The 18,048-nt window shown below is 67.6% G+C and carries 18 protein-coding genes; 13 read left to right on the forward strand and 5 right to left on the reverse strand.

Features of this window, described 5'->3' with window-relative positions:
• Nucleotides 1–111 precede the first annotated feature (111 nt).
• The 3 genes from dapB to ABD231_RS15305 all read left to right on the forward strand — a co-directional run bounded on the left by dapB (nt 112) and on the right by ABD231_RS15305 (nt 3,943).
• Nucleotides 112–858, forward strand: a complete 747-nt coding sequence (dapB, locus tag ABD231_RS15295) for a 4-hydroxy-tetrahydrodipicolinate reductase (protein ID WP_344151104.1) — start codon at nt 112–114, stop codon at nt 856–858.
• A complete protein-coding gene (locus ABD231_RS15300) occupies nt 859–1,305 on the forward strand; it encodes a hypothetical protein (RefSeq protein WP_344151107.1) in 447 nt (148 codons plus the stop codon).
• A 139-nt stretch (nt 1,306–1,444) separates the two neighbouring features.
• A complete protein-coding gene (locus tag ABD231_RS15305) occupies nt 1,445–3,943 on the forward strand; it encodes an ATP-binding protein (protein ID WP_344151110.1) in 2,499 nt (832 codons plus the stop codon).
• Nucleotides 3,944–4,386: 443 nt separating this feature from the next.
• Here ABD231_RS15305 and ABD231_RS15310 read toward each other — a convergent pair whose 3' ends face one another.
• Both ABD231_RS15310 and ABD231_RS15315 read right to left on the reverse strand, forming a co-directional pair.
• Nucleotides 4,387–6,108, reverse strand: coding sequence for an alpha/beta hydrolase (locus tag ABD231_RS15310; protein ID WP_344151113.1), 1,722 nt, complete (start codon nt 6,106–6,108; stop codon nt 4,387–4,389).
• 78 nt (nt 6,109–6,186) lie between these two features.
• Nucleotides 6,187–6,741, reverse strand: coding sequence for a helix-turn-helix domain-containing protein (locus tag ABD231_RS15315; RefSeq protein WP_344151116.1), 555 nt, complete (start codon nt 6,739–6,741; stop codon nt 6,187–6,189).
• A gap of 28 nt (nt 6,742–6,769) precedes the next feature.
• Between ABD231_RS15315 and ABD231_RS15320 the strand changes: the two genes are divergently transcribed.
• A complete protein-coding gene (locus ABD231_RS15320; protein WP_344151119.1) occupies nt 6,770–7,207 on the forward strand; it encodes a VOC family protein in 438 nt (145 codons plus the stop codon).
• Entirely contained in the window at nt 7,207–7,464 is a 258-nt protein-coding gene (locus ABD231_RS15325; protein WP_344151122.1) for a DUF5655 domain-containing protein, read from the forward strand. Before ABD231_RS15320 ends, ABD231_RS15325 begins: the two co-directional genes overlap by 1 nt.
• Here ABD231_RS15325 and ABD231_RS15330 read toward each other — a convergent pair.
• Both ABD231_RS15330 and ABD231_RS15335 read right to left on the reverse strand, forming a co-directional pair.
• Entirely contained in the window at nt 7,450–8,055 is a 606-nt protein-coding gene (locus ABD231_RS15330) for a GNAT family N-acetyltransferase (RefSeq protein WP_344151125.1), read from the reverse strand. The genes ABD231_RS15325 and ABD231_RS15330 overlap by 15 nt on opposite strands.
• 17 nt (nt 8,056–8,072) lie before the next feature.
• Nucleotides 8,073–9,266, reverse strand: a complete 1,194-nt coding sequence (locus ABD231_RS15335) for a DUF418 domain-containing protein (protein WP_344151128.1) — start codon at nt 9,264–9,266, stop codon at nt 8,073–8,075.
• Between the two features lie 174 nt (nt 9,267–9,440).
• Between ABD231_RS15335 and paaA the strand changes: the two genes are divergently transcribed.
• Genes paaA through paaE form a run of 5 tightly spaced genes read left to right on the forward strand, consistent with a single transcriptional unit; the run spans nt 9,441 to nt 12,923 of the window.
• A complete protein-coding gene (gene paaA / locus ABD231_RS15340; RefSeq protein WP_344151131.1) occupies nt 9,441–10,358 on the forward strand; it encodes a 1,2-phenylacetyl-CoA epoxidase subunit PaaA in 918 nt (305 codons plus the stop codon).
• Nucleotides 10,355–10,636 (forward strand): 1,2-phenylacetyl-CoA epoxidase subunit PaaB, encoded by a 282-nt coding sequence (gene paaB, locus ABD231_RS15345; RefSeq protein WP_344151134.1) that lies wholly within the window; start codon nt 10,355–10,357, stop codon nt 10,634–10,636. Before paaA ends, paaB begins: the two co-directional genes overlap by 4 nt.
• Nucleotides 10,633–11,367 carry a 1,2-phenylacetyl-CoA epoxidase subunit PaaC gene (gene paaC / locus ABD231_RS15350; RefSeq protein ID WP_344151137.1) on the forward strand — a complete coding sequence of 245 codons (735 nt, stop codon included), beginning with the start codon at nt 10,633–10,635 and terminating at the stop codon, nt 11,365–11,367. Before paaB ends, paaC begins: the two co-directional genes overlap by 4 nt.
• A complete protein-coding gene (gene paaD / locus ABD231_RS15355; protein WP_344151140.1) occupies nt 11,361–11,840 on the forward strand; it encodes a 1,2-phenylacetyl-CoA epoxidase subunit PaaD in 480 nt (159 codons plus the stop codon). The genes paaC and paaD overlap by 7 nt, the downstream gene beginning before the upstream one ends.
• Nucleotides 11,841–12,923, forward strand: a complete 1,083-nt coding sequence (gene paaE, locus ABD231_RS15360) for a 1,2-phenylacetyl-CoA epoxidase subunit PaaE (protein ID WP_344151143.1) — start codon at nt 11,841–11,843, stop codon at nt 12,921–12,923.
• An 18-nt stretch (nt 12,924–12,941) separates the two neighbouring features.
• On the opposite strand, the gene argG is transcribed toward paaE, so the two are convergent.
• Nucleotides 12,942–14,375, reverse strand: coding sequence for an argininosuccinate synthase (gene argG, locus ABD231_RS15365; RefSeq protein ID WP_344151146.1), 1,434 nt, complete (start codon nt 14,373–14,375; stop codon nt 12,942–12,944).
• Nucleotides 14,376–14,497: 122 nt separating this feature from the next.
• Between argG and ABD231_RS15370 the strand changes: the two genes are divergently transcribed.
• The 3 genes from ABD231_RS15370 (at nt 14,498) to ABD231_RS15380 (ending at nt 18,045) form a co-directional block, all read left to right on the forward strand.
• Entirely contained in the window at nt 14,498–15,313 is an 816-nt protein-coding gene (locus ABD231_RS15370; protein ID WP_344151236.1) for a metal-dependent hydrolase, read from the forward strand.
• Nucleotides 15,314–15,439: 126 nt separating this feature from the next.
• Nucleotides 15,440–16,354 carry a 4-hydroxy-tetrahydrodipicolinate synthase gene (gene dapA, locus ABD231_RS15375; RefSeq protein WP_344151149.1) on the forward strand — a complete coding sequence of 305 codons (915 nt, stop codon included), beginning with the start codon at nt 15,440–15,442 and terminating at the stop codon, nt 16,352–16,354.
• The gene (locus ABD231_RS15380) at nt 16,351–18,045 is read left to right on the forward strand and encodes a ribonuclease J (RefSeq protein ID WP_344151152.1); all 1,695 of its coding nucleotides are present in this window, start codon (nt 16,351–16,353) and stop codon (nt 18,043–18,045) included. Before dapA ends, ABD231_RS15380 begins: the two co-directional genes overlap by 4 nt.
• Nucleotides 18,046–18,048 lie beyond the last annotated feature (3 nt).

An 18,048-nucleotide genomic window follows, 5' to 3' on the forward strand; every position in this document is an offset into this window, starting at 1 on the left:
AGCAGCGGGCCCATCTTTGGGCGCGGGGGCGAAGGTCGGTGGGGCTCGCGGGGGATGAGTGGGGTGGATGAGATCCTTGGGGGGTTGACGGGATCGGGTGAGAGGGCGCGGATGATCAAGGTTGGGGTGCTGGGGGCCAAGGGGAAGATGGGCGCTCAGACGTGCCTGGCGGTTGATGAGGCCGCTGACGTGGAGCTGGTTTCGTCGTTGGACCAGGGGGACGACCTGGCTGAGCTGACGAAGGCGGGTGCTCAGGTCGTGGTGGACTTCACCCGGCCTGAGGTGGTGATGGACAACCTCGAGTGGTGCATCGCGAACGGGATCCACGCGGTGGTCGGGACCACCGGGTGGGACGAGGAGCGGCTGGCGAAGCTGCAGTCGTGGCTGGATGCGGCACCGGGGGTTGGCGTACTGATCGCCCCGAACTTCTCCATCGGCGCGGTGTTGATGATGCAGTTCGCGGCCAAGGCGGCCCGGTTCTACGAGTCGGTCGAGATCATCGAGCTGCACCACCCCGACAAGGTCGACGCACCCTCCGGGACAGCACGCCGTACGGCGGAATTGGTCGCGGCTGCTCGCCGTGAGGCCGGAAGCGCGCCGATCCCGGATGCGACCACGACCGCGCTCGACGGGGCTCGTGGTGCGGATGTCGAGGGGATCCGGGTGCACGGTGTCCGGCTGCGCGGGCTGATCGCGCACCAGGAGGTGCTGTTCGGTGACGAGGGCGAGACGCTGACGATCCGGCACGACTCGATGGCCCGGGTGTCATTCATGGCCGGTGTGCTGCTCGGCGTACGGAGCATCGTCAACACGCCGGGATTGACGGTCGGGCTCGAGCACTTCATGGACCTGGACTAAATGAAGGCCAAGCAGGCGGCGATCGTCCTGGCGGTCGTGTTCATCGCGTACGCCGCTCTGCTCGGCTGGCGCGGGGTGTTGCTGATCGGGACCGGGGATCCGGTCGCGGTCGGCCTCGGCGTCGCCGTACTGGTGATTCCGGTGCTCGGTGCGTATCTGGTCTGGCGCGAGCTGCGGTTCGGCACCCAGACCGAAGGACTGGCCCGCGAGCTGGAGGCGGCCGGCGGGCTGCCGGTCGACGATCTGCCGCGGCGACCGTCCGGGCGGATCGACCGGGCCGCGGCCGACGCGGCGTTCGAGCAGTACCGGGCCGAAGCGGAGGCTTCGCCGGACGATTGGCGGGTATGGTTCCGCCTGTCGACGGCGTACGACGCCGCCGGAGATCGCAAGCGGGCACGGGCCACCATGCGCCAGGCGATCGCCCGGCACGCCGCCGGAACGCAGTGATCTGGTACTGGGCGTTACCTGTGAGTTCGCTGGCAACCTGCGGCGATTGACTGACAATGCGGGCCGGATAAGGATATTTTCAAGGGAAACGTACGTGGCAACCGCCACGTCGAGGCCGGAAACTGGGTGGAGCCGTCCTGTGTCGTCCGACGGATCTCGCCGCGGTTCGGACGACGTGCAGGGGGCTGGGTTCGGCGGCTTGTTGCGCCGGCATCGGCGAGACGCCGGGCTGTCGCAGGAGGGCCTGGCGGAGCTGGCCGGTCTGAGTGTCGACGCGATCGCGGCGCTGGAGCGGGGTCGTCGCCGTGCGCCGAGAGCGCACACTCTGCGGCTCCTCGCGGACGCCCTGCGACTGAACAGCGCTGAGCGCAGTCAGCTCACCACCTCCGCCCGGAACGAGTCCGACTCACCGCAGCCGGTGCTCAGACGACCACCCGCCCCGCCGAACGAGCTGATCGGGCGGACTGTCGAGCTGAGTACGGCCAAGCGCTTGTTGGGCCAGCGCATCACCCGGCTGTTGACGCTGACCGGTCCGGGCGGTGTCGGCAAGACCCGGCTCGCCATGGCGGTCGCAAGCGAGCTCCCCGATGATTTCGCGGACGGCGTGTGCTGGGTGCCGCTCGCGTCGCTCACCGACGGACAGGGCGTCGCTGCGGCCGTCGCCGCTTCGATCGGGCTGCACCCGATGGACACCGCCCGGCTGACCGAAGAGATCGCCGAGCAGATCGGCCAGCGCACCCTGCTGCTGGCGTTCGACAACTGCTCGCACGTGGTCTCGAGCGTCGGCCAGGTGTGCGCTGCGCTGCTGGAGTCCTGCCCGAACCTGTCCATCCTCGCCTCCAGCCGCGAGCTGCTCCGGGTCCCCGGTGAGAACGTGTACGTCGTACCACCGCTCGCGCTGCCCCCGGTTGATGGTCGGTCCGAGGCAGCGGCTGCGGTCCAGCTGTTCGTGGATCGGGCCAGGGCGCGCGGGTACGACCTGGACGGCCAGCTGGAGCAGGTGGCCCGAGTGGTACGGCGGCTCGAGGGCATGCCGCTGGCGATTGAGCTGGCAGCCGCCCGGACGAACGTGATGACGATCGAAGAGCTGGCCGGTGAGCTGGAGACGTCGTTCGGCATCCTGGCCGGTGGCGACCGGACGGCGTCGCCGCGGCAACAGTCGATGCGCGGTGCGATCGAGTGGAGCCATGACCTGCTCACACCGGCGGAGCGCGATGTCTTCGCGCAACTGTCGGTCTTCGTCGGCGGCTGGAGCCTGAGCGCGGCCGCGATGGTGATGTCCGGTGAGGACGCACCCGGACCGGTCGCGAGGGCCGAGGCACTCGACCTGACCGGACGCCTCGTGGACAAGTCACTGATCCGGGTCACGAGGCGCGGCGGCGTCGCGCGGTACTACATGCTCGCGGTGATCCGGGAGTTCGCAGCGGACCGGTTGCAGACGACGTCCAGCGTGGACGAGGCAGTCAGCCGGCACGCGCACTTCTACATCGGACTGGCTGAGCAGGCGGAGCGTGAGCTGCGCGGTGCGAGCCAGGAGGACTGGCTCGAACGTTTGCAAAGTGAGCTGGACAACCTGCGCGCTGCCATGGCGTGGGCGCTGCAGACCAGGTCAGTGAGCGAAGCGTTGCGGCTGTCTGGCGCACTCTGGTTGTTCTGCTACCTGCGCGGCCACTATGCGGAGGGCAGCCAGTGGCTGGAGCGTTCGCTCGCTCTGGCGCCGTCCACCGATGACGCGACACCCGCGCTGGCGAAGGCGAATCTCGGTGCCGGCATGCTGGCGTTCCTGCAGTGCGAGTACGACGTGGCGACAACTCGGCTCGAGACCGCACTCGCGCAGTACAAGGAACTCAAGGACACCGCCGGTACGGCGTTGGTGCTGCAGCGACTCGGGGGAGTGGCGCGCGAGCGCGGCGACTACGGGACTGCGGAGGACCTGCACTGCCTGAGCTACGACCTGTTCGAGGAGCTCGGTGACCAGTCCGGGATGTCGTGGGCGCACAACCACCTTGGCTTCGTGGCCTGGCTGCGGGGCGATCTGGATGTCGGTGCCCGCCGGTGCGGCCGGGCGCGGGACAGCTTCCGGCGACTGGGCGACGGCGAAGGACTCGCCTGGTCGCTGATCAGCCTCGGCGCGATCGCGCAGTACAAGGGTGAGCTGGTCGAGGCGGAGACCCTGCTGCAGGAGAGCCTCACACTGTCGCAGCGACTCGGCTATCGCGAGGGTGTGGCGTGGTCGCTCAACCAGCTCGGCATAGTCGAACGGCGTCGCGGTCTGACCGAGCGTGCGGTACACCTGCTCGACGAGAGCCTGGCTGAGCATCGAGACCTCGGTGACAGGTGGCGGTCGGCCAGTGTGCTCGAAGAGCTCGCTGCGGTTGCTCAGCAGCGAGAACGCAGCGAGTACGCCGCATTCCTGCTCGGTGCGGCGGACGGCGTACGCGAAGTGATCCAGGCACCGGTACCGCAGGTGGAGAAGGCCGACTACCAGGCGACGCGCAGTGCGGTCGAGGCATCGCTGGACCGGCGCGTCTTCCGGACGGCGTGGACAGCGGGGCGCTCAGCCCCGCTGGCAGCCGTGGCCGACGGCTACCCGGTCCAGAGCCCCGCACCTGATCCGGACCGGTCCAGGTATCTGTGACCTGTCCGATCAGCAGTCCACCAGAGCTGCTGATCGGCAGGGGATATGCCTCGCGAGGCATCACGACCTGGGGGATCGACGATGCCCCGCGAGGGATCTGGGATGCGCGGGATCGTACGTGTGCGTGACCCGGCCGGCTGCGCCTCTGTCTGACCCCCCAGGCAGTCCCCCCACCTGCAGCCGGCCGAAGCCACGTCCAGCGAGCGAGCCTTTCGTCGAGCCCTCCCGGTCGACGCCCGGCCCTCCCGCGCTGAAACAAGAGTGGCCGATGTCACGCTCTGTCGCACAGGGACGTAACCCTGACATCGCCCTGACAAATATGTCCTGACAACGAAGGCATCTGCGGGATTTCGCCGACCGTAACCGGTGCCTGTCAGTGGGTGATTTCCGGTGCGGCTCCGGAATTGGGTCAAGCGTTTGGCCGGTGCCAATTCGTGATGATTTCAGCCGAGATATCCGGAGAGGGCTGCGGTGAATCCGGCAACCCGGCGCAACGGTGAACCGGTGGCGGCCTCGCCGCCCTCACCTTCGATCGGCTCCGGAGTGGACGGTGCCGGGATACCTTCGCCGCGGCAGCTCACGTCGGTGGCCGGGGTCTTGCCGGTGGTGAGGAACGCGTTGACGATCCGATCGGCGCACTTGTTCACCCCGCCGTACACGCCGTGATCACCCTCGCCGGTGATCGTCAGCAGCCGCGATCCGGCGTACCGGTGGTGGGCTTCGGCAGCCAGGGTGAAGCTGGTGGCCGGGTCGTTCTGGCTCTGCACCATCAGGGTTGTCGGCAGGCCGGCGCCGGTCGGGTGCGGCATGGTGAGCTGCGGGCGGTCCCAGTAGAAGCACGGGTTCTCGTTCATGCTCCAACCGATCAGCGGGTTCCGCGGGCCGAGGCGGCCGGCCAATTGGTCGGCGTGCTCGCGGCCCTGCGGCCAAGCGGTGTCGTTGCAGGTGATCGCCGTGAAGGTCGCGTCCTCGTAGTCGTCGCCCGCCGCGGACAGACCGCGTGCCGGCAGACCGACGGTACTGCGGTGCGCCCGGCGAACGAGTTCTTGCTGGCGGGCCGGTGAGAGCGCGTCGACGAGGGCTTGTGCGGCGCGCGGTCCGCCCTTTGTCTGGGTTTCGGAAAGTTCGCGGAGAAATGCCAGATCAAGGGCAAGCGAGTAGAAGTCGAGTTTTGTATACAAATCCCCGGAAACCATGTCGTCCAGGGTGTTCTGGTCGTAGGTGATCCGGATCGAGCCGTCCATGAACTCCTCGATCACGGGCTGCTTCTTCAGCGCCGCCCGTAACCGTTCGTAGTTGCGAACCACCTGGCGGGACGTCGTACCGAGGTGCAGTTTGTCGTCGTACTTGGCCGCCCAGGTCGCGAAGTCCTGCTGGAACCGCCGCTCGAACGCGGCCGGCTGCGCCGCGAACGTGCTGATCCACGGGCTGGTGAAGTCGGTGTTCGAGTCGAGCACGAAGCGGCCGACGTGCTGCGGGAAGTAGGTCTGGTAGTACGCGCCCAGCCAGGTGCCGCCGGAGTAGCCGACGAAGTCGATCTTGTCGAAGCCGAGCAGTTGGCGGATCAGGTCCATGTCCTGCACGGTCTGCGCGGTGGTGACGTAGGGGAGCAGCCCGCGGGACTGCCGGTCGCAGTACGGCTGGGCCAGCTTGGAGGCTTGCGAGATCAGGTCCAGGTTCGACGGGTCGCGGTCGCGGGCGTCCATCGAGTAGCCCGGTGCGCCCTGACAGGTGACGTTGGTGCTGTCGCCGGTACCGCGGGGGTCGAAGCCAACTGCGAGGTGGTCCTTGGCCAGTGGCTTCTGGCTCGCCAGGTACGGCGCCATTCCGAGCCCGGCACCGCCTGGTCCACCCGGGTTGCCGAACACGACCCGGCTGGGCTTACCGCGTTCCGGGGTGACCTTGCTGACCGCGAGCTCGATGTCAGTTCCGCCGTACTGGTTGGACCAGTCGCGCGGTGCGGCGATCTTCGTGCAGAAGGTCCGCAGTTCCTCGTCACCGCAGCGCCGCCAGCTGAGCTTCTGCTGCAGGTACTTGTTCGCCACCGGCCGCGCCTTGTCGACGATCACCCCCGTCCGCATCGAGGCGGTCGCACCCGAGCCGGGAACGATCAGGACAGCAGCGGCGGACAGCCCCAGGCCGACGGCCAGGGAGGCGAGCTTCATACAGACTCCAACGGCAAAGCGTGATCGGACCGTCGCAATCTGTCATGCCAGGCGGCCGGGGTCGAGCACCACCCCCGGCTAGTCGCTTTTCGGCGGCAGGAAGTACGCGAGCATCCGCACCCGCCGCGAGTCCGGCGTCGGCTCCTTGCGTTGCAGATAAGGCATCAGCAGAACCTCGAGGTCCTCCTGCACCTTGCGCAACTCCTCGGCGGTGAGCCACATCCCCGCGTTGAACAACCCCGCCGAGCGAGCCCAATCCAGCTCCAGCTCCGGTTCGGTCCCCTCGACCCACTGGCGCGGGAGGTGCTCATAGCTCAGCAACATCGCACTGCTCAACGCACGCGCCGCCTGCTGAACCTCGACGTCCCCGTCCTCCGGAATCTCGAAGAAGATGCCCCGCCCACAGGCCTCCCACGTGTCGCCGTCCCGCTTGACCAGGCCGACCGCGGCCAACTGCTCCGCGTGCTCAGCCGCACCGACCCCAACGGCCTCCGTGAGCTCCTCGGTCGTCGCTGCCCCGTGCCGTGTCAGCCGGTCCGTGATCGCCAGCCGCACCGGATCCGCCAGCGTCCGCATCGCCGCCGCGCCCGTCAGCACCATGTCCCCGACCTCGTTGACTCGCACCTCGCTCATGCGGCCAAGACTGCCCTAGAGTCGGTGCATGACGGCGTTTGACCTGCACATAGTGTTCGACTGCGCTGAGCCGGATCGGGTGGCGCGCTTCTGGATGCGTGCGCTCGGTGGGTACGACTTCCCGACGCCGGTGCCCGACGGCTTCCTGACCTGGGACGACTGGGCGGACGCGCAGCAGATCCCGGTGGACCAGCGGCCGACCGGGCGCACGCTGGTGGACAAGGTGCGGGACCGGCCGGACATCTTCTTCCTGCAGGTGCCGGAGGCAAAGGTGGCCAAGAACCGGGTGCACCTCGACATCAAGGTCGCACCCGGCCTGTCCGGCGACGAGCGTCGTACGGCGGTCGATTCCGAGGTGGATCGCCTGATCGAGCTCGGTGGGAGCGTGCTGCGGCGGATGGACGAGGCGGACGGCTACCTCGTCGTCATGCAGGACCCCGAGGCGAACGAGTTCTGCGTGGCCTGATGTGGCGGTGTGAGCGGTGCGGGCGGACGTTCGCGCAGCGGAACCAGACCCACACCTGTCGGCCGCTGGGGCAGCTCGACGGGCACGTCGTGCTGGCGGAGGAGCTGGCTGGCCCGCGGTTTCGGCGGGTGGAGGTGTACTCGCCACGGAACGTCCTGCACGCCTTCCGGCTGAGCGACCCGAGTGAAGTGGACGCTGAGGTCGAGGACTGGTTGGCGAGGGCCTACGCCGTGGGGTGCGGGCTACACCTCAGCTGAGGGGTCGGTGTGGAGACGGATCTGCTTGATGCGGACCGAACCGTCGCCGTACAGGTCGAGCTCGCGGTGTGCGGTGTCAGGGGCCCAGCCGGCTTCGGTGTAGAAGGCGCGGGAGACGTCGTCGGTGGAGTTGACCCAGACGGTGACCCGGCGGAAGCCGTCGGCGCGGACTGTGTCGACGACTGCGTTCAGGAGGCGGGAGCCGTGGCCGGCGCGGGTGGCGTCCGGCTGGACTGCTAGTTCCGCGATCAGGGCGTCGTGCTGGGAGTCGGCGTCCGGGTCGTCCGAGGCGGTGATGGCCGCGAACCCGACCAGGGTGCGGCCGGCCAGTGCGACCATCACCCGGTTGCGGGCCTCGCCGGGGGCGATCAGTGCGGCCCGCCACTGGGCGGCGAACTGTGCTGGGTTCAGGTCGGCCAGTACGTCGGCCGGCAGCAGACCGGCGTACGACGCCCGCCAGGCCGCTACCTGGATCTCGCCGATCGCGTTCGCCTCGGCGGGCAGCGCGAGCCGCACACTGGTCTCGGCCACCGGCGGTTCACCGGACAGGTCGGACAGATTTGCAGGCTCAGGTACGCCGAAGTCACTCACGCTGCCCATCCTCTCAATCAGTAGACGAGCCGGCGCAGGAGGGTCTCCGCCGGACCGCGGTACGAGCGGCGGCTCATCAGATAGGCGCCGATCACCGAGACCAGCCAGACCGCAACCGCGCATCCGAGTGCCGCGTACGCCGTACTGCCGAATCGGTGCCCGAGATCCAGAGTGAACGGTGCCAGCAGGCCCATCCACGCAACCGACTGGAACAGGTACCCCGACATCGACCGCTGACCCAGTGCGGAGATCGCGCGGACCGGGAGCGACAGGGTGGTGATGCGGGCGACCAGTAGGCCGAACAGAGCGACGTACCCGGGACCACCGAACATCCCGCTCACATGCGACAGCATGTTCAGTGAAGCGACTGCGGTCTCGTCAACGTGCAGCCAGCCCGCACCGACCAGTGCCAGCGGCAGACCGCCCAGCACTGTGATGCTCATGCTGACTACGGCGACTCTGGTGAGCAGCGTGCGGTGTGCGGCCGGGTTCTCCAAGATGTGCTTGCGGGCGGCCCAGATACCCAGCCAGACGACCATGACGAACGGGATCACGCTGGCGGTGTGCAGCGGGTACTCGTGCAGTCGCTCCAGCAGACTCGCGCCGTACGACGATGCTGCGAGCGACGGGTTGGGCTCGTTGGTGAGTGCATGAGCCGGTCCGGAGCTGGCCAGCGTCGCAGCCGCACTATGGATCGCCAGGTAGAGGACGTAGACGATCTCGAACGCCCAGATGCCGATGACGATCCGATGGAACTTGTCGCTGCGGTTGAGGAGCAGCAGGGTGCAGATGATCCCGACGATGCCGTAGGCGCCGAGGAAGTCGCCGAAGTACAGCAGGGTCGCGTGTACGGCGCCGAACGCGATCAGCCACGCGTTGCGCTTCAGCAGGATCCGCCGGACCGCACCGGGCGTTGCGCCGGAGGAGCGCTGTCGCCGAGCGAGCTGGACCAGGCCGTACCCGAACATCACCGCGAAGACCGGGTACGCCCGGGCGTCGACGAAGGTGAGTTTGAGGAAGTTGAGGATGCGCTCGAACCCGTGCGGCGCGCTCTCCACGCCGGGCTGGCCGGCGAAGGCGAAGTTCGCGCTGTTCGCCAGCCCGATCAGCAGCAGCATCGCGCCGCGGATCAGGTCGGGGGCGAGGGCCCGTTCCTTACCGGTGACCGGGCCGCGGTGATCCGTGGCCGGGAGGGTTTGCTGGATCGTCACTGGAGTCTGCCTCTCAGAACTGTTTAGCCCTTGAACTGTTGAGACGATCCTCCCGCTGCTAGCCAGCCCGACCCAGTGCGCTGAACCCACTCCCACGGGTAGGTCCAGCACCACCCTTGTGACACCTGTTGTCGATCCGGAGAAAAAGTGTCACATCTGGGCTATGCTGCGCTCATGGACAGCTTCCAGGCGACGATCGACGCCGACGGCCGGATCGAGCCGCGGGACGCCATGCCCGACGGCTACCGCAAGACCCTGATCCGGCAGATCGCGCAGCATGCGCACTCGGAGATCATCGGCATGCAGCCGGAGGGCAACTGGATCAGCCGCGCGCCCTCGCTGCGCCGCAAGGCGATCCTGATGGCCAAGGTCCAGGACGAGGCCGGTCACGGCCTCTACCTGTACGCCGCCGCCGAGACGCTCGGCGTGGACCGGGCCGACCTGCTGGACATGCTGCACACCGGCCGGCAGAAGTACTCCAGCATCTTCAACTACCCGACGCTCACCTGGGCCGACATCGGTGCGATCGGCTGGCTGGTCGACGGCGCCGCGATCGTGAACCAGGTGCCGCTCTGCCGCTGCTCCTACGGGCCGTATGCGCGAGCCATGGTCCGGGTCTGCAAGGAGGAGTCGTTCCACCAGCGGCAGGGCTTCGAGATCCTGCACACGCTGTGCAACGGCACCGAGGGGCAAAAGGCGATGGCGCAGGACGCGCTAGACCGCTGGTGGTGGCCGTCGCTGATGATGTTCGGTCCGCCGGACGCGTCCTCGACGCACTCCGAGCAGTCGATGGCGTGGGGGATCAAGCGGCACAGCAACGACGAGCTGCGGCAGCGATTCGTCGACATGACTGTTCCGCAAGCGGATGTGCTGGGGCTGCGCGTGCCGGACGACGGACTGGTGTACGACGAGAGCACTGGGCACTACAGCTTCACTGAGCCGGACTACACCGAGCTGTACGCCGTGGTGAAGGGCAACGGGCCGTGCAACGAGAAGCGGCTTGCCCATCGGGTCAAGGCGCACGAGGACGGCGCCTGGGTCCGGGAGGCCGCAGCGGCGTACGCAGCGAAGCAGCAGGAGGCTGTGGCATGACCGTTGAGCCTCTGTGGGAAGTGTTCGTTCGGTCGCGGCGTGGGTTGTCGCACACGCACGTCGGGTCGCTGCACGCACCTGACGCGACCATGGCGCTGCGGAACGCGCGTGACGTGTACACCCGGCGTCAGGAGGGTGTCTCGATCTGGGTGGTGCGGGCGACCGACATCACCGCGTCCAGTCCGGATGAGAAGGACGAGTTCTTCGACCCGGCAGGCGACAAGGTCTATCGGCACCCGACGTTCTACGAGGTTCCGGAAGGTGTCGAGCACCTGTGACCGACCTCTTCGACTACACGCTCCGGCTCGGTGACGACGCGCTGATCGCCGCGCAGCGGATGGCCGAGTGGATCGCGGCCGCGCCTCAGCTCGAAGAAGACGTTGCCCTTGGCAACATCGGGCTCGACCAGCTGGGCCAGGCGCGGACGCTGCTGCAGTACGCCGGTTCGATGGACGGCCGCACCGAGGACGACCTGGCGTACTTCCGGGAGGAGCGCGAGTTCCGCAACCTGCAGCTGTGCGAGCTGCCGAATGGCGACTTCGCGCACGCCATGGCCCGCCTGCTGTACTTCGCGACGTACCAGCATCTCCTGTACGACGAGCTGCGTACCGGCACGGACGAGACGCTGGCCGGTGTGGCGGGGAAGGCGGTCAAGGAGGTCGCGTACCACGTCGACCACGCGACCCAGTGGGTCATCAGGCTGGGTGACGGTACTGAGGAGAGCCACCGCCGCATGCAGGCCGGTTTGGACGCACTCTGGCCGTACACCGCGGAGATGTTCGAGTCCGACGAGCTTGTACGGCGGCTCCCGGTCGCTGTGGATCCGGCTGGTCTGCGGGATGAGTGGGAACGCCGGGTGCTCGCGGTGATCGACGAATCCACGTGCAGCCGGCCAGAGTCGTCGTACCAGCACAAGGGCGGCCGGAGTGGTCGGCACACGGAGCACATGGGGTACCTGCTCGCAGAGCTGCAGCACGTGGCGCGCTCACACCCGGGGGCGACATGGTGACCGACGCTGCGATCCTCGACGCAGTCGGTGAGGTCGCTGACCCCGAGGTGCCGGTGCTGACGATCGCTGACCTCGGAGTGCTGCGTGGTGTGCGGCACGAGGGCGATGAGGTCGTCGTGACGATCACACCGACGTACTCGGGCTGTCCGGCGATGGATCTGATCCGGCACGAGGTAGAGCTGACGTTGCAGTCGTTGCACGTCGACGGTCGTGTTGAGACCGTGCTGTCGCCGGCGTGGACGACGGACTGGATGAGCGAGGCAGGCAAGGCGAAGCTGACCGAGTACGGGATCGCGCCGCCCACCGGTCGCCGTGCTGTCGGTGGACCGGTGATGCTGTCGCTGACTCTGCGGTGTCCGCTCTGTGGGTCACCTGACACGTCGGAGCTCAGCCGCTTCGGGTCCACGTCCTGCAAGTCGCTCTGGCGCTGCAACAGTTGCCGTGAGCCCTTCGATCACTTCAAGGCGATCTAGATGACTACTGTGGCTGCCCGGCGCAGGGCGACATTCCACGCGCTCAAGGTGGCGGCGATCGAGGCGATCACCGACGACTCGGTGGCGATCACGTTCGCCGTACCGGAGGAGCTCGCGGGGGAGTACGACTTCACCGCGGGCCAGCACCTGACAATTCGCCGTACTGGTGAAGACGTGCGGCGCAGCTACTCGATCTGCTCGCCTGCGGGTTCCGGCGTACTGCGGATCGGGGTGAAGCGGATCCCCGGTGGCACGTTCTCGGCGTACGCGGCGCATGAGCTCAAGGTCGGCGACGAGCTCGAGGTGATGACGCCGCTCGGCCGCTTCGGTACGACGCTCGACCCCGCCAACGCCAAGCACTACGCGTTCCTGGCCGCGGGTAGTGGCATCACACCGGTGCTCTCGTTGGTGGCGACCATCCTGTCGGTCGAACCGTCCAGCCGCGTCACACTGCTCTACGGCAACCGCACTGCGGGCTCGGTGATGTTCGCGGACGAGCTGGCCGATTTGAAGGACGTGTACGCCGAGCGCCTGCACCTCGTGCACGTGCTGTCGCGTGAGTCGACCGAGGTGGAACTCTTCAGCGGCCGCATCGACGTGGAGCGGTTGCAGCGGATGTTCGCAACCATCCTGCCGATCGCAACTGTCGACGACTGGTTCCTCTGCGGCCCGTACGCCATGGTCGTCGGCGCCCAAGACCTCCTGCTGGCCGAAGGCGTAGCCCGCGAACATGTCCACGCCGAGCTCTTCCACATCGGCGACGAAGCCCCCAAGCCCCAGGTCGAAGAGGCAGTCGACGAAGACGCCGCCCAAGTCACCGTCGTCCTCGACGGCCGCCGCTCCACCTTCCCCCTAGGCGAACACGCCCGCCCCATCCTCGACGCCACCCTCGCCGTCCGCTCCGACGCCCCTTTCGCCTGCAAAGGCGGCGTCTGCGGCACCTGCCGAGCCAAAGTCCTCGACGGCTCAGTCCGCATGGACACCAACTGGGCCCTGGAACCCGACGAAATCCGAGCCGGCTACGTCCTGACCTGCCAATCCCACCCCACCACCTCAGCCGTAACCGTCGACTACGACGCCTGACTGTCGGTCGCGTTTGGGTCAGTCGGTGCCGGCTTCCATGGCGGCGCGGTCTAGGAGGATGTCTTCCTCGGAGGCCTCGCCGCGGGAGGCGATGGCGTCGGCGCCGCCGGTGGGCAGTTCGCCGATCAGCTTGGTGGAGGCGGCCAGGGCGGGGTTCTCGACGCCGAACATGCCGAGTCCGGCGTACTGCTCCAGCTTGGCGCGGGAGTCGGCGATGTCGAGGTTCCGCATCGTCAGCTGGCCGATCCGGTCGACCGGGCCGAAGGCGGAGTCCTCGATGCGCTCCATCGACAGCTTGTCGGGGTGGTACGACAACGCCGGTCCGGTGGTGTCGAGGATCGAGTAGTCCTCGCCCCGCCGGAGCCGCAGCGTCACTTCACCGGTGACCGCCGTACCGACCCAGCGCTGCAGGGACTCCCGCAGCATCAGCGACTGGGGGTCGAGCCAGCGGCCTTCGTACATCAGCCGGCCGAGCTTGCGGCCCTCGTTGTGGTAGCTCGCGAGGGTGTCCTCGTTGTGGATCGCGTTCACGAGCCGCTCGTACGCCGCGTGCAGGAGCGCCATGCCCGGGGCTTCGTAGATGCCCCGCGACTTGGCCTCGATGATCCGGTTCTCGATCTGGTCGGACATGCCGAGGCCGTGCCGGCCGCCGATCGTGTTCGCCTCGAGGACGAGGTCGACCGCGGAACCGAACTCCTTGCCGTTGATCGTCACCGGCCGGCCCTGGAAGAAGCCGATGGTGACGTCCTCGGTGGCGATCTCGACCGACGGGTCCCAGTGCGCGACGCCCATGATCGGGTCGACGATCTCCACCCCGGCGTCGAGGTGCTCGAGCGTCTTCGCCTCGTGCGTGGCGCCCCAGATGTTCGAGTCGGTGGAGTAGGCCTTCTCGACGCTGTCCCGGTACGGCAGGTCGTGGCTGGCCAGCCACTCCGACATCTCCTTACGGCCGCCGAGCTCGTGCACGAACTGCGCGTCCAGCCACGGCTTGTAGATCCGCAGCTGCGGGTTCGCGAGCAGGCCGTACCGGTAGAACCGCTCGATGTCGTTGCCCTTGAACGTCGACCCGTCGCCCCAGATCTGGACGTCGTCGTCGAGCATCGCCCGGACCAGCATCGTCCCGGTCACTGCCCGCCCGATCGGCGTGGTGTTGAAGTACGTCCGCCCACCCGACCGGATGTGGAAGGCGCCGCACGCGAGCGCGGCCAGGCCCTCCTCGACCATCGCCGCGCGGCAATCCACCAGCCGGCTCAGCTCAGCGCCGTACGCCGCGGCTCGCCCGGGGATCGACGCGATGTCGGGCTCGTCGGGCTGGCCGAGATCGGCGGTGTAGGTACAGGGCACCGCTCCCTTGTCGCGCATCCACGCGACCGCGACCGACGTGTCGAGACCTCCCGAGAACGCGATCCCGACCCGCTCACCAACCGGCAACGACGTAAGCACCTTGGACATAGGAAGAGTATGCATGCCTCTGAATGATTATGCAAAATGCCGGTGACGGGTGTGGCTACTGGGACTGCTGAGGCTGGATTGAGAAGATGGGGGTCTGCTGGAGGGGAGTGAGGCGCACCATGATGGGGCGGTCGCATGCGTTGTCGGGGTGGGTTCTGGGGTTGGCGGTGGCTCCAATGGTCGGGTTGACCTCGGTGGCCGAGGTGGTGCCGTTCGCCGCGGCCACGGCCGGCTACGCGTTGGTGCCGGACCTGGATCACCCGGGCGGGAGCGCGTCGCGGTTCCTCGGCCCGATCACCGGGCTGATCTCCGCCCTGATTCGCAGGCTTTCGGGCGCGCTCTACAGTCTCACCAAGGGTCCTCGTGACGAGGACAGCACCGGCAAGCATCGGCACGCCACGCACACCCTCGCGGCCGCGATCGGTCTCGGCCTACTGGCCGCAAGCCTGGGGGACCGCGGCAAGTGGGCAGTGCTAGCTATCGCGGCCACCGGTCTGCTCCTGGCAGCTCACGTGCTCGGCGACTGGGTCCTGTTCGCAGTCCTCGGCGCCAGTGCCTACTCCGTCTTCGGTACGGCGCTTCCTGGTACGACGCCCGCCGATGCGCTTCAGGCGGGGCTGAGCGGCATCGGTGGGTGGATCGGGGTGGCCGTCGGTCTCGGCATGTTCACGCATTGTCTGGGCGACAGTCTGACCCGCTCCGGGTGTCCATGGCTCTGGCCGCTCCCGATTCGCGGCGAGACCTGGTACGAGATCCGCCTGCCGCGGCTGCTCCGGTTCAGTACGAACAGCTGGGTCGAGCGGCTGATCGTCGTACCGGCGTTGCTGGTGGCCGGGATTTTGCTGCTTCCAGGCGTATATCCGTTCATTTTGTCTACATTCAGTGAGGGAGAAGTCACTCAAAGTGTTCACAGAATCTTTTCCGGACTTTTTTCGTGAAACGTGTAACGACTTCCTGGGCTCACCCGATAGGACGAGTGAGCCTGGTGGCTGCCCGGACCCCCGAGCGGACAGCCACCAGGCCTACTCATTTCTTCAGGGCGTCGGGACGGTAATCTGAGCACCATGCCCTCGCCAGAACCTTCAGCCGCTCCGGCGCTGCCCTTCGGCCGCCTGACCACGGCCATGGTCACTACTTTTCAGCCGGATGGATCCCTGGATCTGGCCGCGGCGCAGAAGGTGGCCACGCATCTCGTCGACGGCGGGAACGACGCCCTGATCCTGAACGGGACGACCGGCGAGGCCCCGACCACCTCGGACCAGGAGAAGGTGGACCTGATCCGCGCGGTCCGCGAGGCCATCGGCGACCGGGCCAAGCTCGTCGCCGGCGTCGGGACGAACGACACGGTGCACACCATCGAGCTCGCCCGGCAGGCCGAGGCCGCCGGTGCGGACGGGCTGCTGGTCGTGACGCCGTACTACAACAAGCCTCCGCAGGAGGGTCTGCGTCAGCACTTCACCCAGGTTGCCGACGCGACCGGCCTGCCGAACCTGCTGTACGACATCCCCGGCCGGGCTGGGGTGGAGATCAGGACCGAGACGCTGATCGCGCTCGCGGAGCACCCGCGGATCGTCGCGGTGAAGGACGCCAAGGGCGACCTGGCCGCGACCACCAAGGTGCTCGCGAACACCGATCTGTTCTACTACTGCGGTGCCGACGAGCTGAACCTCGCCATGCTGGCGATAGGAGCGGTCGGTATCGCGAGTGTCGTGGGACACGTCGCAAGCCCGGAGTACCGGCAGCTGATCGACGCCGTGGTGGCCGGCGACCTCGCCACCGCACAGGAGATTGATCGACGGCTGGTGCCCGCCGTCGAAGCGATTATGACCAGAACCCAGGGCGCCATCATGGTGAAGGCCGCACTCAAGCTGGCCGGTGTCATCGAGCACGCGACCCTCCGGTCGCCGCTGATCGAGGCGACCGCGGAGCAAGTGGACTGGCTCACCACCGACTTGAAAACGGCAGGACTGATTGCATGAGTCATCCCCATCCCGATCTCGACACGCCCGGGCCGCTGGCGCCGGGCGCACTGCGGGTCATCCCGCTCGGCGGCCTCGGTGAAGTAGGCCGCAACATGACCGTGTTCGAGTACGACGGCAAACTGCTGATCGTCGACTGCGGTGTGCTGTTCCCGGACGAGAACCAGCCCGGTGTGGATCTGATCCTGCCGGACTTCCAGCCGATCCGGGACCGGCTGAACGACGTCGTGGCCGTCGTCCTGACGCACGGCCACGAGGACCACATCGGCGGGTTGCCCTACCTGCTGCGTGAGCGGGGCGACATCCCGGTGATCGGGTCGCAGCTCACGCTCGCGCTGCTCGAGGGCAAGCTGAAGGAGCACCGGCACCGCAACGTGCCGCAGCAGACCGTGGTCGAGGGCGAGAAGCTGCAGATCGGCCCGTTCGTCTGCGAGTTCGTCGCGGTCAACCACTCGATCCCGGACGCTCTCGCGGTCGCGATCCGGACCCCGGCCGGCATGGTGCTGCACACCGGCGACTTCAAAATGGACCAGCTCCCGCTGGACGGCCGGATCACCGACCTGAACGCGTTCGCGCGGCTCGGCGAGGAGGGGGTCGACCTGTTCTGCGTCGACTCCACCAACTCCGAGGTCCCCGGTTTCACCACGCACGAGCGGGACATCGCCCCGGTGCTCGACGGTGTCTTCACCAAGGCGAAGAACCAGCGCATCATCGTGGCCTGTTTCGCCTCCCACGTGCACCGCGTCCAGCAGGTGATGGACGCCGCCGTGAAGCACCGCCGCAAGGTCGCGTACGTCGGCCGTTCGATGGTCCGCAACATGGGCGTGGCCCGGGATCTCGGCTTCCTGAACGTGCCCGGCGACACGCTGATCGACATGCGCGAGCTGGAGAACTACCCGCCCGAGCAGGTCGTGCTGGTCTCCACCGGATCCCAGGGCGAGCCGATGTCGGCGCTGTCCCGGATCGCGGCCAACGACCACCACGTCGTCCAGATCCAGCCGGGCGACACCGTCGTACTGGCGTCGTCGCTCATCCCGGGTAACGAGAACTCGGTCTACCGGGTGATCAACGGTCTGACCAGGCATGGCGCGAACGTGATCCACAAGGGCAACGCCCTGGTGCACGTGTCCGGGCACGCGAGTGCGGGCGAGTTGCTCTACTGCTACAACATCGTCAAGCCGCGCAACGTGATGCCGGTGCACGGCGAGATCCGGCACCTGCACGCGAACGCCGAGCTGGCGATCCAGACCGGCGTACCGCGCGAGAACGTGGTCGTCGTCGAGGACGGTGTGGTGGTCGACCTGATCGACCGCAAGGCCGTCGTGGCCGGCAAGGTCGACTGCGGGTACGTCTTCGTCGACGGCTCCACGGTCGGCGACATCACCGAGACCTCGCTGAAGGACCGCCGGATTCTCGGCGACGAGGGTTTCATTTCGGTGATCGCTGTGATGGACTCCGTCACCGGCAAGTTGACGGCCGGTCCGGAGATCCAGGCCCGCGGGTTCGCCGAGGACGACACCGTCTTCGACACCCTGAAGCCGAAGATCGAGGCGGAGATCGAGAAGGCGATCGGCGGCGGCGTGGACGACATGTACCAGCTGCAGCAGGTGATCCGCCGGGTGGTCGGCAAGTGGGTCAGTGACACCCACCGCCGCCGCCCGATGATCATCCCGGTCGTCGTGCAGAGCTAACGG

This window comes from Kribbella yunnanensis, from assembly GCF_039529655.1.
Taxonomy (GTDB): Bacteria; Actinomycetota; Actinomycetes; order Propionibacteriales; family Kribbellaceae; genus Kribbella; species Kribbella yunnanensis.

Excerpts from the sequence above, each read along its gene's own strand:
- dapB (WP_344151104.1), top strand. The coding sequence starts at position 112 with ATGATCAAGGTTGGGGTGCTGGGGGCCAAGGGGAAGATGGGCGCTCAG.
- ABD231_RS15300 (WP_344151107.1), top strand. The coding sequence starts at position 859 with ATGAAGGCCAAGCAGGCGGCGATCGTCCTGGCGGTCGTGTTCATCGCG.
- ABD231_RS15310 (WP_344151113.1), bottom strand. The coding sequence starts at position 6,108 with ATGAAGCTCGCCTCCCTGGCCGTCGGCCTGGGGCTGTCCGCCGCTGCT.
- ABD231_RS15315 (WP_344151116.1), bottom strand. The coding sequence starts at position 6,741 with ATGAGCGAGGTGCGAGTCAACGAGGTCGGGGACATGGTGCTGACGGGC.
- ABD231_RS15320 (WP_344151119.1), top strand. The coding sequence starts at position 6,770 with ATGACGGCGTTTGACCTGCACATAGTGTTCGACTGCGCTGAGCCGGAT.
- ABD231_RS15325 (WP_344151122.1), top strand. The coding sequence starts at position 7,207 with ATGTGGCGGTGTGAGCGGTGCGGGCGGACGTTCGCGCAGCGGAACCAG.
- paaA (WP_344151131.1), top strand. The coding sequence starts at position 9,441 with ATGGACAGCTTCCAGGCGACGATCGACGCCGACGGCCGGATCGAGCCG.
- paaB (WP_344151134.1), top strand. The coding sequence starts at position 10,355 with ATGACCGTTGAGCCTCTGTGGGAAGTGTTCGTTCGGTCGCGGCGTGGG.
- paaD (WP_344151140.1), top strand. The coding sequence starts at position 11,361 with ATGGTGACCGACGCTGCGATCCTCGACGCAGTCGGTGAGGTCGCTGAC.
- paaE (WP_344151143.1), top strand. The coding sequence starts at position 11,841 with ATGACTACTGTGGCTGCCCGGCGCAGGGCGACATTCCACGCGCTCAAG.
- argG (WP_344151146.1), bottom strand. The coding sequence starts at position 14,375 with ATGTCCAAGGTGCTTACGTCGTTGCCGGTTGGTGAGCGGGTCGGGATC.
- ABD231_RS15370 (WP_344151236.1), top strand. The coding sequence starts at position 14,498 with ATGGGGCGGTCGCATGCGTTGTCGGGGTGGGTTCTGGGGTTGGCGGTG.
- dapA (WP_344151149.1), top strand. The coding sequence starts at position 15,440 with ATGCCCTCGCCAGAACCTTCAGCCGCTCCGGCGCTGCCCTTCGGCCGC.
- ABD231_RS15380 (WP_344151152.1), top strand. The coding sequence starts at position 16,351 with ATGAGTCATCCCCATCCCGATCTCGACACGCCCGGGCCGCTGGCGCCG.